Source organism: Marivirga sericea, from assembly GCF_900177665.1.
Classification (GTDB): Bacteria; Bacteroidota; Bacteroidia; order Cytophagales; family Cyclobacteriaceae; genus Marivirga; species Marivirga sericea.
Genome location: NZ_FXAW01000010.1, coordinates 1 through 12,924 on the forward strand (window position 1 = coordinate 1; position 12,924 = coordinate 12,924).

General features: G+C 38.0%; 12 protein-coding genes and 1 pseudogene. 4 read left to right on the forward strand and 9 right to left on the reverse strand.

Annotation, left to right across the window (positions count from 1 at the left end):
- Window positions 1-631: 631 nt before the first annotated feature.
- The 5 genes from B9Y84_RS18565 to B9Y84_RS18585 all read right to left on the reverse strand — a co-directional run bounded on the left by B9Y84_RS18565 (window position 632) and on the right by B9Y84_RS18585 (window position 4,644).
- Window positions 632-1,060: a hypothetical protein gene (locus tag B9Y84_RS18565; protein WP_085518905.1), complete on the reverse strand. Its 429-nt coding sequence runs from the start codon at window positions 1,058-1,060 to the stop codon at window positions 632-634.
- A 219-nt stretch (window positions 1,061-1,279) separates the two neighbouring features.
- The gene (locus B9Y84_RS18570) at window positions 1,280-1,804 is read right to left on the reverse strand and encodes a hypothetical protein (protein ID WP_085518906.1); all 525 of its coding nucleotides are present in this window, start codon (window positions 1,802-1,804) and stop codon (window positions 1,280-1,282) included.
- Between the two features lie 221 nt (window positions 1,805-2,025).
- A complete protein-coding gene (locus tag B9Y84_RS18575) occupies window positions 2,026-2,469 on the reverse strand; it encodes a hypothetical protein (RefSeq protein ID WP_085518907.1) in 444 nt (147 codons plus the stop codon).
- 161 nt (window positions 2,470-2,630) lie between these two features.
- A complete protein-coding gene (locus tag B9Y84_RS18580) occupies window positions 2,631-3,422 on the reverse strand; it encodes a hypothetical protein (protein WP_085518908.1) in 792 nt (263 codons plus the stop codon).
- Between the two features lie 88 nt (window positions 3,423-3,510).
- Window positions 3,511-4,644, reverse strand: a complete 1,134-nt coding sequence (locus B9Y84_RS18585) for a tyrosine-type recombinase/integrase (RefSeq protein WP_245830888.1) — start codon at window positions 4,642-4,644, stop codon at window positions 3,511-3,513.
- A 77-nt stretch (window positions 4,645-4,721) separates the two neighbouring features.
- Here B9Y84_RS18585 and B9Y84_RS18590 point away from each other — a divergent pair, with 77 nt between their 5' ends.
- Entirely contained in the window at window positions 4,722-5,096 is a 375-nt protein-coding gene (locus B9Y84_RS18590) for a hypothetical protein (protein WP_085518909.1), read from the forward strand.
- Window positions 5,097-5,328: 232 nt separating this feature from the next.
- Here B9Y84_RS18590 and guaB read toward each other — a convergent pair whose 3' ends face one another.
- Window positions 5,329-6,801 (reverse strand): IMP dehydrogenase, encoded by a 1,473-nt coding sequence (gene guaB, locus B9Y84_RS18595; protein WP_085518910.1) that lies wholly within the window; start codon window positions 6,799-6,801, stop codon window positions 5,329-5,331.
- A gap of 111 nt (window positions 6,802-6,912) precedes the next feature.
- Here guaB and B9Y84_RS18600 point away from each other — a divergent pair.
- Window positions 6,913-8,540 (forward strand): annotated as a pseudogene (locus B9Y84_RS18600) (carbon starvation CstA family protein).
- A 3-nt stretch (window positions 8,541-8,543) separates the two neighbouring features.
- Here B9Y84_RS18600 and B9Y84_RS18605 read toward each other — a convergent pair.
- Window positions 8,544-8,915, reverse strand: a complete 372-nt coding sequence (locus tag B9Y84_RS18605; protein WP_085518911.1) for a nuclear transport factor 2 family protein — start codon at window positions 8,913-8,915, stop codon at window positions 8,544-8,546.
- A gap of 108 nt (window positions 8,916-9,023) precedes the next feature.
- Between B9Y84_RS18605 and B9Y84_RS18610 the strand changes: the two genes are divergently transcribed.
- Window positions 9,024-10,172, forward strand: a complete 1,149-nt coding sequence (locus B9Y84_RS18610) for an aminotransferase class V-fold PLP-dependent enzyme (RefSeq protein WP_085518912.1) — start codon at window positions 9,024-9,026, stop codon at window positions 10,170-10,172.
- 48 nt (window positions 10,173-10,220) lie between these two features.
- On the forward strand, window positions 10,221-10,694 hold the full coding sequence (locus B9Y84_RS18615) for a regulatory protein RecX (RefSeq protein WP_085518913.1): 474 nt from the start codon (window positions 10,221-10,223) through the stop codon (window positions 10,692-10,694).
- 101 nt (window positions 10,695-10,795) lie between these two features.
- On the opposite strand, the gene B9Y84_RS18620 is transcribed toward B9Y84_RS18615, so the two are convergent.
- Together B9Y84_RS18620 and B9Y84_RS18625 are read right to left on the reverse strand one after the other, a co-directional pair.
- Window positions 10,796-11,704, reverse strand: a complete 909-nt coding sequence (locus tag B9Y84_RS18620) for a mechanosensitive ion channel family protein (RefSeq protein WP_085518914.1) — start codon at window positions 11,702-11,704, stop codon at window positions 10,796-10,798.
- Between the two features lie 74 nt (window positions 11,705-11,778).
- Window positions 11,779-12,759: an NAD(P)H-quinone oxidoreductase gene (locus B9Y84_RS18625; protein ID WP_085518915.1), complete on the reverse strand. Its 981-nt coding sequence runs from the start codon at window positions 12,757-12,759 to the stop codon at window positions 11,779-11,781.
- Window positions 12,760-12,924: the final 165 nt, after the last annotated feature.

Here is a 12,924-nt window from a genome sequence, read left to right on the forward strand (position 1 = left end):
CAGTTGGAGTCATGACTTAATGGTATATAGCTGGGGCTATGTATTCCGTTGTCATGCCGGTAGAAAGCCTAAATCCACCCCTGATAAAAGCGATTGCTTTTTCATTAGCCTCTGAATTCCTTGACTTTATGGCTGGAATCGGCTAACTTCACTCTAAGTTTTTTAACGGTCTCTACCGTTTAGAAGCACGCTGCTTCCACGGCTCGCCCGCAAAACTTAGGCCTTTTCAAGGCTAATCAATCCGCTTTTTATGCCCTCTTTCTGCCAACTGCCTAGCAGAATAATTTTAAGAAAGGAATTAAATACAACGCCTACATAAAACCTGTTTGCCTATGTAAGCTATGAAAAGCTAAACTAAGCAATTTATGTGGTTTCCACCAAGGCAGAATGTTGATTAAAGTGGTACTGTCCAAATACGGCAGGTCCAGTGGGTCGGTAAAATAAGGTCCGCCCGCTGATGGCAAATAGTTGAGTTGATTGAATTACTTTAACAGCTTTTGAGCCCTACAATGTCCAGTCCGCCCGTTGATGAAGATGCCACAAAGTGAAAGCATAAATTGCTGGCTAGTTACTGCTGAGTGTGCTACAAGGTGCTGAGCAAATTGGTTTTATGTGATGTTAGCTGTATGCTTTAATCTGCTATTTTCCGCATGTAGAAATCTCCGCTATCGTACTGGTCAACATACTCTTCTTGATAGCCTTTTTGCTGTTCGTCTAAATGGATTTCCCATGTTCCGACAAAAGCTTTCTCCTCCTCATCATAGGTTGCGATGTAGTTAATTTCTACTGATTCTGAATTATCGTCCGCAACTATATTTCCGTCCTCGTCTTGGAAAACTAAACGGTGATATTTCTTAATAAAACTAAGGATTCCATTTTCATAAAATCCATTAATAGTTCCAGGTTCATTTTCTAAGTCCAGATCGATTGACTTGCCTTTAACTTCTCCCTCAGTTTCAATAAGCTCAAATTCAAAAGAGTCAATATTTAGGTCTTCTTGATTGTCCATTCCAGTCTGCTGAACATATTGACCGATCCATTTGCCGTTTAAATTATCCATTGTTTCGTAGAGTGGTTACAGCTAACGCCACTGTATAAATTCGTGGCTGATTAAAAGTATAAAAATTTGCGTTAACTACCGAGGCAATCCGCAGGATTGGCTTATTAAATTAACTTTTACCAATAAGGCAATCCTGCGGATTGCTGGGCTATCTACAAAGAGCGGAAGTAAGAATAACCTACAGAACAGCCATGATTTATACAGAATGTTGTGGTTTTTTTATCTGTCCCAGCCGTCAATTAGATATGTCTTTTCGGTCAGTTTTTGCTCTGTTCCATTCTCAGAAGATTTGAACCAAAGCTCAAATCTTGCTGGATAATATTTTTCAAACGTCCCCTCATAAATAACTGATTGTCCTTTGTACATTTGATACTTTGATGAAAATTCAACGATGGAATGCATTGTCCTCTCGGTAAGTTCTTCTGAGGATAGCCTCTCATTAGTAGTCAGTTCAAAGGCTTTAATGTATAACTCTCCCTTTTCTGTTGGTTTATGCCACATGTAGAAGTCATATCCTGTGTAGCCAGAACCTACGATTTCAATTTTGCTTGCATTTGCTTGAATTGCCTCGAGCGAGTCAGTTTGGACCGCAGTAAGATGCTCAGGGGCTATCTTAAAACCGTGTCCTTCTGCTAACTCGATGTTTGTGAATTTTCGGTCATGCGCTGACGAACCAAAATAGTATCTCTCCCCTAATATGAATAGGAATCCAATAATTATCAGTGCTATTAGTCTGATTTTCATATGCTCTAATTAACCACAACGCCACTGTATAAATTCGTGGCTGATTAAAAGTATAAAAATTTCAGTTAACTACCGAGGCAATCCGCAGGATTGGCTTATTAAATTAATTTTCAACAATAAGTCAATCCTGCGGATTGACGGGCTTTCTAGGAAGAACTGAAGGAACAATAACCTACTAACAGCCATGATTTATGACAGAATGTTGGCAGTAGTATTTTACTTCATAATCCATTTCTTTCAGTCTTTATATTGAGTCGCTTTAATTCTATTTCAAAAAGGTCAATATTCTTTGTCTTGGTTTCAATTCGAAAATCATCATTTTTTAAACTTGAGATTACCGTCAAATGTGGACCACCAAAACGACCTTTAATATTATTAAAACGAATTTCTTTAATTGAAGAAATAGGAAATCTTGCTTCAGCTATGGGAAACGGTAATAGTGGTCGCTTTATAATCAAGTCACTGTCTGTTAAGTGGAATGTCTTAAGCTTCCTAATCAATTGAGTTAGTCCGAAAATCACAAGTCCAACTCCAAGATAATACATTGAATCTACAGTCGTAGACCTTACCAATAACACTATTCCAATTCCGATTTCAATGACTGCATCAAGTACAAAGGGAATGTTTTTAGCTAAATCTAATTCAATTTTGAAATGCTCTTTCATTTTATTACTGCCAACGCTAAGAATATGGCTTGGTGGCGGTTTTCGAAGTGGTTTCCTCTCTGCTCGCACCAAAGTTAATTAAATGTACAGAATTTTCTTTTACCGTTTCTCCCGCCATAAGCTATATTTGATGTTGGCGGCTGGCTCTTTTTATTACGCTTTTATCTATTTATCGATTCTCTCCAGTTCAACATTTCAGCATAAATTGCATTCTCTGATGACGTGTCTGAAATTATCATGTCATATGAAAAACTCTTGATATCAATCAAATACTCTGTCATAAGTCTTGATTTGTAATAGTAGTTGGGGGCTTTACATCCGCCTTCATCAATGGCTATCCAAATGTCTGCTGATTTGCTCTCAAGGTCAATGTACCTATCAATCTCTTTAGTCAAGCTGTAATCTCTATCTAAAAGCATTTCCCGCCTTGAAACATATTCAGGATAGCCTTCTAACTTCCAGAATTCGGGATGTCTAAATGGATTGAATTTCCACTTACCGTACTCGTAGTCCTGTAGGCAATGAACAATTTCATGAGCAATCAAATAGGTTAAATTCCCTTCACATTTTTGATAAAATGTTGGGAAGAACAAGTTCCTTTGTATATCAACTTCCACCTTAATTATAATATTATTATCGGTGGCTCTTGCAGAGGGGCCATGTCCCAAAAATTTGCCGTCTATATTATTAAAGAATGACTTGTTAGCTAGAAAGATGTCATATTTGTATCCTTCGTCATAAAGTTCAGATTCCTTTATAAGGTTTAATGCATCGTCCAATAGTGATTTGATTTTATCGTCAATTTTTTCGTTGGAATAAACATTAAATTGTTTGTGTTCGATCTTGTTGGCAAACAACGGCTCTGGAAAGAAAATAATGGTTGCCAGTCCTGAAATGCTAACCAATCCCATTAATAATGTACCTGCAAAAATTCTTTTGACTGCTTTTTTCATAATTTATCAATTTAATTGCTCAACTGCCCTACCTTGCCGCCAACATTTCGATAGTGACATAAAAGCTGTCACTATATCTCTTGTAGTTTCACCCGCAATCTAGTGGATTTTTAATTCTTTTAAAAGTATCGGTAGCTACGTGTGTATAAATTTCTGTGGTTTTTGTTGAATTATGGCCTAATAGAAGTTGAATGTGACGTAGGTCAGTTCCAGCCTCAAGTAAATGAGTTGCAAAAGAATGTCGTAGCATGTGGGGTCTGACAGCCTTATTAATATTGGCATTTTTGGCAGCTTTGGCAACTATTTGCCGAACACTACTCCCGCTATATGGCTGTCCTTTTTTCCCTTCAAACAAATAGTGAATTGGCTTATACTGTATATAGTATAAACGCAGTTTCAAAAGTAGTTTTTCACTTAGTATACTAAATCTATCCTTTTTACCTTTTCCTTGATTTACTCTGATTGTCATTCGCTTACTATCTAAGTCGCTTAACTTTAAATTTAATAATTCACCTCTTCTTAGTCCTGAAGAATACAATAAGCTGATGATGCATTGATGTTTGATATTATATGTTTTATTAATCATTGTTAATACTTCCTCTTTGCTCAAAATTTCAGGGAGGCGTTCAGTTTTCATGGGGCGTTCTATGTCATAAAAGCGATTTGGCATTCCTTCAACTACTTCATAATAAAACTTTATGCTGTTTATGGATAAGTTAACGAATGAATCAGAGTACTTTCTTTGAGCTAATCCTTTTAGGTAGTTTTTAATATCTGTTTCATCTATGCTCATTAGTTTCCTAGTAGGAAAGTGCCTTCTAAAACGGTCAAAGCAAGCTGTATAATTCTCTGCTGTTTTTAATGCATACCTTTTCAGTTCTAATTTTTGAAAGTATACTTCGGGTATTTTAGGGTATTTCTGTCTTAAGTCGTCAATTTTTAACCCTTCTCCATACGTGTTGACCGGTTTGTTCCGCGCGAAATACTTCATATTTACCCAGGCCACACCTTTAAATGTCTTTATTACAGTATAAAAATTCTGTTGTGTATTTGGTAGGTACACCATTTGGTATTTTTCACTCCATTTGACACCTGATAGTGTTTTAATTAAAGCCTGAATAACCTTGTCAGGATAGAATTGAATCCCTATCTTCTTTTCATTATTAATTAATAAGTGCTTGAGCGTTATTTGTTTTTCGAAGGCCATAGCTTGTTTTTTCACAAACACCGACAAAAATTTATATAAATGAAAATGTATCCGTAGATTTAAACGTTTAATAAACGTTAAAATCTACGGAAATGAAAACATGTTTAAACTGCGGGAAGGAGTTAGAAGGTCGAGCAGGGAAGAAATTCTGCACCCCTTATTGTAAATCGAGCTACCATTATGAGCGAAATAAGCAAAAGGAGAGTAGCCTATTTAAAAAGATAGATAAACAATTAAAACTCAATAGAAGAGTATTGAAAAATTATAATCGAGCAGGAAAAGCTACTGTACGTGCAGAGGAGTTATACAAACACGGCTTCGACCCAAAGTTTTTCACCCATTATTGGAAGAATAGTAAAAACCAAGTTTACCTCTTTTGCTTTGAATTTGGTTTTCTTTCCTTCAAAGATGATAAGGATGTCAGAAAATTTACCCTTATCAAATGGCAGGATTATATGGAGAATTAGAGTTTAAAGCCTAGTTGCTGGGTGCTAGGTTCTAATAATACACCCCTATAATCCCCTCAAGGGGATAGCTTTGTCCATGCTTTTTAATTAAGGTATCTATCCAATAGATGACAGGTTTAGAATTCTCGTAATCAAATAAATCAAAGCCAATAAAAAAACCCTGAAATTCTCATTCCAAGGTTGTAAATAATTTGTGAATCAGTCTAGAATCTAGATTCTAAAATCTAGCATCTTATTTTCTACTATAATTCGGTGCTTCTCTGGTTACATGCACATCATGTGGATGGCTTTCTGCCACACCTGCAGCCGTAATCTTAACAAATTTAGCTTCTTTCAGCTGCGTTAAGTTTGCAGCGCCACAGTAGCCCATTCCGGCTTTCAAACCGCCTATCATCTGGTGCAAGACCTCTGATACTAACCCTTTAAATGGCACTCTTCCGGTAATTCCCTCTGGAACCAATTTTTTGATGTCATCTTCCGCATCTTGAAAGTAGCGGTCTTTACTTCCCTCATTCATGGCTTCAATGGAACCCATTCCTCTGTAAGACTTGAATTTTCTTCCTTCAAATAGAATCATCTCTCCAGGTGCTTCTTCCGTTCCTGCTAAAAGAGAACCGATCATAACGCTATCAGCACCACCAGCTAAAGCTTTGACGATGTCACCGGAGAAACGAATACCCCCATCGGCTATAATCGGAACGCCTGTGTCTTTAATTGCTTTATAGGTTTCGTAAACTGCGGACAATTGCGGGGCACCAACTCCAGCAACAACCCTAGTAGTACAAATACTTCCAGGACCCACTCCTACTTTCACCGCATCGGCACCTGCCTTCACTAAAGCAATAGCCGCTTCGGGTGTTGCAATATTGCCGACAATCATTTCCAAATTAGGATAAGCTTTTTTGATGCGAGCAGCCGTGTCAATTACGCCTTTGCTATGTCCATGTGCCGTATCAATTGTTACAACATCAACTCCGGCTTTTACTAGCGCATCGATTCTTTCCTCAATGTCTCCTGTTACGCCCACCGCAGCGCCAACTCTCAGCCTTCCGTATTCATCTTTACAGGCATTCGGCTTATCTTTTTTCTTCAGGATATCTTTATAAGTAATCAAGCCCATCAAAATACCTGCCTTATTAATGATTGGCAATTTCTCGATTTTATGCTCTTGCAACACTCCTTCAGCACCTTCTAAATTGATGCCTTCTTCAGCGGTAATCAATTGCCCGCTCGTCATTACTTTCTCGACAGATACTTTGCCGTCTTTCTGAAATCTTAGATCACGATTGGTTACGATGCCCAATAACTTCTGACTGGAATCTACCACCGGAATACCACCGATTTTATTTTCCCTCATGATTTTTAGCGCATCACCAACGGTGCTCTCGATATGCAAAGTGATCGGGTCTAAAATCATCCCGCTTTGAGATCGCTTCACTTTTCTCACCTCCATTGCTTGCTGCTCAATGGTCATGTTTTTATGAATGAATCCAAGACCACCTTCCAAAGCTATAGCAATGGCTAAATGGTGCTCTGTTACCGTATCCATAGCAGAGGAAACCAAGGGAATGTTAAGCGTAATATTTCTAGTTAATTTTGAGGAAGTGTCAGTGTCTCTAGGTAAAACGTCTGAATATCCAGGAAGCAATAATACGTCATCGTATGTCAAAGCTTCGTAAACGAATTTGGATGTGTCTAAGCTCATAATGCAAATAATTAGCTGTGATTATTTGCAGGGCAAAAGTACGAACATACTTTCATTATTTAAAATTTGTTGCTAATATTATTTTGTTAAGCATTCATAAATATTATCTATATGAGTTTACCCCTTCTGCTACTGCTCTCTGCTGTTATTTTAACAGTTGCTTATTTCACCTATGGTCGATTCATCAGTAAAAAATTTGAAATTAAAAATGACAAACCCACGCCCGCTCACCTACAAGCAGATGGAGTCGATTACGTTCCCTCTAATAAATTAGTAGTATTGGGTCATCATTTTGCCTCTATTGCGGGTGCTGGCCCAATTGTAGGCCCCATTATAGCTGTCACTTTTGGCTGGATTCCCGCAGTTATTTGGATTTTAATAGGCGGCATTTTCTTTGGAGCTGTTCATGATGTAGGCAGCATGGTGGCTTCCTTGCGCCATAAAGGAAAATCTATAGGTGTAATCATCCACCAATATATTGGGAGAAGCGGAAAAAGGCTTTTTCTAATTTTCAGCTTTTCTACTTTAATTCTTATCATCGCTGTTTTTGCAGATATTATTGCTAAAACCTTTGTTAAAAATCCGGGAGTAGCCTCAACTTCTGCCTTATTCATCGCACTTGCAGTGGCTTTCGGCATTTTCAACAGGAAATTTGCGCATAATAAATCCAGTTTTACTTGGCTTTCAATCATTGGCGTTTGTTTAATGTATTACTTCGTGATATTGGGAAACAGCCTTCCCTTCGAATTATCTTATGTTTTTGGGTGGTCCTTTTACTTGCCTATGCTTTTGTAGCATCTGTCACGCCTATGGCTGTTTTGCTGCAGCCAAGAGATTATCTCAGCAGTTTTTTATTGTATGGGCTTATTTTACTGGCGATAGTGGGTGTAGTAGTAGCTAATCCTGAAGTAAAAATGGACCACAATATCATTTTTAAAAGTGAAGACATTGGCTATTTGTTTCCGGTACTGTTCATCACTGTTGCTTGCGGAGCCATCAGCGGTTTTCATTCTCTTGTGGCTTCAGGCACAACATCTAAGCAGCTCAACAAAGAAACAGATGCCAAAGTGGTCGGCTATGGCGGCATGCTAATTGAGTCATTCTTGGCCATTATTTCTGTTTGCGCAGTAATGGTGATTAGCCGTTCTGATTATGCAAGTAGTTTAGCAACTGATGGCCCTGTTAATATGTTTGCCGATGGAATGGGCTTTGTCATTTCTTCTTTAGGCATTGAAGAAAGCCTAGCTGTAAATTTTGTAGCGCTCACTATTTCAGCTTTTGCGCTCACTACTTTGGATACTTGCACTCGCTTAGCACGTTTTACTTTTCAGGAGTTTTTTGAAGAGACAGAAGATCGAAATGTCCAAAAGCTTACACAAAATAGGTTCTTGTCAACTACTGTAGTCGTTCTGCTATCTTCTCTATTTCTATTATCCGGGGAATTCACCACCCTTTGGCCCATTTTCGGTTCTGCTAATCAACTATTGGCTGCTTTAGCATTATTAGCGGTTTCCGTATGGATGATTAAGTCGGGTAAGAAAGCTGGTTTTCTACTCATCCCTATGTTTTTCATGTTTGTTGTCACACTCAGTTCTTTATTTGTTCTGGCATTTCAAAACTTTAACAAAGGGATTTATAGCATATCCATAATAGCAGGACTACTATTTATACTGGCTATCGTGCTGCTGATTTTGGCAAAGCGATGTTTGAAGAAAGAAGATGAGGCTTTGAAAGTGTAGCTATCATAACATTCCATTTTCATTGACTATTTCAGCTGGAATTTCCTGACCTATATCCCATAGTTCCACAATTTTCCGCTCACTGAATTTAAAAATGTGGACTAATACAAAGCCTGAATCCTGCTGGTTTTGTTTCACCTGAGAATGTACGGCTACCAGTTCCCCATCAGCTAAAGCTCTTAGAATTTTCAGTTCTTTTTCGGGATTATTTTGTGCATCTTCCAGCATGGCGGTCATTAGGGATTTAGCATCTCCTTTGAAATAAGGATTATGATGTTTGAAACTTCCTCCCACAAATTTTTCAAAGGCGGCTTTTATTTTTCCTTTACCCACCATCATTAAAAATTCCGTAGCGATCTGTTTTTCAGTTTGCATGATTAAAAACTTTAATTGAAGATAAGAGATTACTACTATTCCGTATAGTTTCAGCTTGAATTTAAACTTTTTTGATACTAACTCTTTCCATTTTTAGTAACTTCCGTTATGGAAAACCAAAAACATCTTTTCAGTATTCCTGAAGATATGCATTATCTAAATGGTGCGTATATGTCTCCCAACTTAAAAGCCGTGGAGCAAGCTGGCATTGCAGGAGTCATGAGAAAAACAGACCCTACTTCTATTCAAGAAAATGATTTTTTTCAGCCTGCTGAGGAAGTTAAAACGCTTTTCGGAAAGTTGATCAATGCTTCCCCTAAACAAATAGCACTTATCCCATCTGCTTCTTATGGATTAATGAATGCTATCCGGAACGTGCCGATTCAGAGCGGTCAGCATGCGATTACGGTAAGCGAAGAGTTTCCGAGCGATCACTTAACGCTAAGGAAATTTTGCGAAGATCACAAAGCAGAATTGAAAGTGATCAAACCTCCACACATCATTAAGGGCAGAACCCACGGCTGGACAAAGAAAATTGTTGACAGTATTAATAATGAGACAGCAGTGGTGGTGATGTCCTCTATTCATTGGATGGAAGGCTTGAAGTTTGATTTGAAAGCGATAGGTGAGAAATGCAGAGCTACCAATACCTATTTCATAGTAGATGGCACTCAGTCAGTGGGGGCTTTGCCGATGGATGTGAAAGCATTCCATATCGATGCCTTAATATGTGCTTCCTACAAATGGCTATTGGGTCCTTACTCATCCGGCTTAGCTTTTTACAGCGAGCAATTTAATCAAGGCCAACCGATTGAGCTTTCTTGGATGACAAGAAAAGATGGCAACGATTTTAGTAAACTCACAACTTACCCTGAAGAATTTGGAGATGGAGCAATGCGCTACAATGTGGGTGAGTTTAGCAATTTCATTGCATTGCCGATGCTTAAGGCAGCACTAGAACAAATCCTTGGGTGGGGCGCAGGAAACATTCAAGACTATTGTTTTGAATTGCTGACACCCTTGAGGAACTACCTTGAAGCAAAAAAGCTTGAAAAAGATGAGGACCAAATGGTAAGTGCCCATTTATATGGTTTATTCTTAGCTGAGAATACTGATTTGAACAAACTAATGGACGACATAAAAGCGCATCACATTCATTTGTCTGCAAGAGGAAACTGTATTCGAATATCCCCTAATGTTTATAATGATACAGATGATATTCAGGCATTGATTGAAGTTTTAGATAAGCATTTATAATTTTGTCTTGAATTTTAATAGTTAACCTGACTCATTCTAAAAATCGATATGGCCAAACAACTCATCTATACAGTTAAAGAAGGGAAATCAAGAGGTGCTAAGTATTGCGCTATGCAGGAAAGGAGCCAACAGCAGCTGAGGGACAAACTGTATGACTGGGGTTTACATGGCGATGAAGTAGAAGAAGTAATCTCCTGGTTGATATCAGAAGATTTTATCAATGAAGAGCGCTTTGCACAAAGCTATGTAAGAGGTCATTTTAGGCAAAAAAAGTGGGGAAGGCTTAAAATTAAACAGGGCCTCGAGCAAAAGAAAATATCTACTTACTGCATAAAGATTGGAATGAAGGAAATTGATAATGAAGCTTATCAAGACACCATCAACTCCTTATTAGAAAAAAAATGGAAAACGCTAAAAGAATCTAATCAATACATTAAAAAACAGAAAGCAGTGCGCTATTTATTGCAGAAAGGATACGAATCTGATCTGGTTTGGGAGGCTATTAAGAAATTGGCTGATTGAATGTTACAAACCTAAAATGTGATTTTGGAGGACAAAATTCCTTAAATAGACAGAAGCATAATGATTTTCAGCAGGAGCTTATAGTACTACTATCCATTTTTTTACTTTGATTTGCCATTATCATCACCCAATGAATCCAAGTTTTTGATGTTTATAGGTATTGGATTATTCTCCTGATATATTTTAAGCTCCAAAATATCAGCTGGCATAGAAAACCCTTCAGCTATAAGTGCTTCAACTACTGCTTTCATAACAGAGCTCTTTAATACCGTGATCGATCCCAGGAAATCATTGGTATTTATCCAGAAATAAATCTTTAGGTTAATGGTACTGGAAGCAAATTTCTCAATGATTACAAATGGCGTCAACTCCTTAGAAGAAGATATATCTTTTTGGGCATTAAGTGTGGTCAATATTAGTTCTGTAGCAGCACTTAAATCAACACCATAATCCAACCCTATAACAAATTCATGGCGCATGAGTCCATCGCGTGTATAATTAATTAGCGGATTTTTAATAATGAGGGCATTGGGAATAAAGATATCTCTTCCATCAAAGGTTCTAATATGGGTATTTCTAAACGTCATAGCTTGCACTTGACCCATGTGGTTATTGATTTCAATAATATTACCAATATTGAAGGGTCTACTAAAGGCTAAAAAGAACCCTGCAAGAAAATTTTCTCCTAAATCCTTAAAAGCAAAACCTAGTATAAGCGCTGTAACACCGGCACCTGCCAGTAATCCACTTGCAGCAGTCCCCAAACCTATTTGATTAAGAAAAAAAACGATTCCTACTATTATGAAGAGCAATAGCACTGATCTGCCAATAAAATTGAGAAGCAATTTATCCTTAATCCTATTGCTCAATCTGTTTTGGACGAGTTTTCTGCTCAGTATACCAATGAAAATAAAAAAGAGTAGTAAAGCAAAGCCCACCGAAAATTCCGGGATTCTTTCAATTACATTCCCGAAATAGTTTTCAAAAGCAGAGAGGAGTCTTTCTTTCATTATAAAAAGTTCTTTTAGAAAAGTTACTATTATTGCACTTAATAATTACTGAAAATACCAACTTCTTATCAAATTCAAGCTTCTAGCATTAAAATTATCTTTCCAATATGCTCACTGCTTTCCATCAGTGAATGTGCCTTGGAAGCTTCTGCTAAAGGAAAGGTTTTATAAACAACCGGCTTGATTTCTCCTGTCTCTAATTTTGGCCAGATTTGTTGCCTCAGTTGCTCGGCAATATCCCCTTTAAAAGCTGGTGAGCGAGCCCTTAAAGTGGAACCTGTAATCGTCAGTCTTTTCACCATCACTTTCTTCATATTGAAGCTAGATTCCGCGTCTTTCATAGTGTTAATAATGACTAGTCTCCCATCTGGCTTCAAAATATTGATATTTTTAGCCGTATAATCTCCGCCCACCATATCTAAAATCAGGTCGACTCCCTCCGTGCTGTCTTTAATAACTTCCTGAAAATCCTTCTTTGTATAGTTAATAGCCAGTTCAGCACCTAAATCCATCGCAAATTTACATTTTTCATCTGTACCTGCTGTAGTGAAAACTCTGCCTCCCATGCTTTTTACCATTTGTATGGCTGCGACACCGATACCTGAAGTGCCTCCATGCACTAAAAAGCTTTCTCCCTTTTGAAAATGCCCTCTATCAAAAACATTGGACCAAACCGTGAAAAAGGTTTCGGGCAAAGAGGCCGCTTCTATAAAACTTAAGCCTTTGGGTATGGGTAAGCACTGCACTGCTGGAGCAGCAACTTCAGTAGCATATCCTCCACCAGCCACTAAGGCACAGACTTTATCTCCAATTTGCCAATCTTGAACATCATCTCCAACTTCTTTAATAATTCCGGCCACTTCCAGTCCGGGAATGTCATCAGGTGCTCCCTCAGGTGCGGGATAGCCGCCCATTCGTTGGAAGACATCAGGCCGATTTACCCCTGCCGCCTTCACCTTTATTAAAATTTCATTTGCTTGAGGTTTCGGGCTTTCCCGTTCTTCTAGTTGGAGCACTTCTGGCCCACCTGGGTTTTCGATTATGATTGCTTGCATAGTTGAGTAGTCTGTATTGTGCTTTAATAAACGAGTATTACCTTATAAGTTTAGGTTTAAATTAAAATGATACGAGGATAGCGTATATAGATAATTCAGAAAATATTTCACCTTTAATTCTAGTCTCTTCGGTATATTTCTAGATCTGTGGCATCGTTCTTAACC